Source organism: Phenylobacterium conjunctum, from assembly GCF_042679085.1.
In the GTDB taxonomy this organism is placed as follows: domain Bacteria; phylum Pseudomonadota; class Alphaproteobacteria; order Caulobacterales; family Caulobacteraceae; genus Phenylobacterium; species Phenylobacterium conjunctum.
Genome location: NZ_JBHTLQ010000122.1, coordinates 1 through 536 on the forward strand (window position 1 = coordinate 1; position 536 = coordinate 536).

Sequence of the window (536 nt, forward strand, 5' to 3'; positions counted from 1 at the left end):
TCCTGTTCACGGCAGGCGGCCGAGATCTCCGTCACCAGCTCGGCGGTGCGCCGGATATTGGGGACCAGCTGGGTCAGCATTTCACCGGCCGCCGTCGCGGCCTTGACCGTTTCCGAAGACACGGCGCCGATCTCGGTCGCGGCCGTCTGGCTGCGTTCAGCCAGCTTGCGCACCTCCGAGGCCACCACCGCGAAGCCCTTGCCGTGTTCGCCGGCCCGGGCGGCTTCCACCGCCGCGTTGAGGGCCAGCAGATCGGTCTGGCGGGCGATCTCCTGAACGATGGTGATCTTCTCGGCGATGGTGCGCATGGCTTCCACCGCCTGGCTGACGGCTTCGCCGGAGGCTTCGGCGTCCTTGGCCGACTGACGGGCGATCTTCTCGGTCTGGGCGGCGTTGTCGGCGTTCTGCTTGATGTTGGAGGCCATCTCTTCCATCGAGGCCGAGGCCTCTTCGGCGGCCGAGGCCTGCTCGGTCGCGCCCTGGCTCACCTGTTCCGAGGCCGAGGACAGCTCCTGGCTGCCCGAGGACACGTTCTC

1 protein-coding gene is annotated in these 536 nt (G+C 68.5%); it reads right to left on the minus strand.

Annotated elements, in window-relative coordinates:
- A partial coding sequence (locus ACFQ27_RS20850) for a methyl-accepting chemotaxis protein (RefSeq protein ID WP_377354931.1) occupies positions 1 to 536 on the minus strand: 536 nt, incomplete at both ends.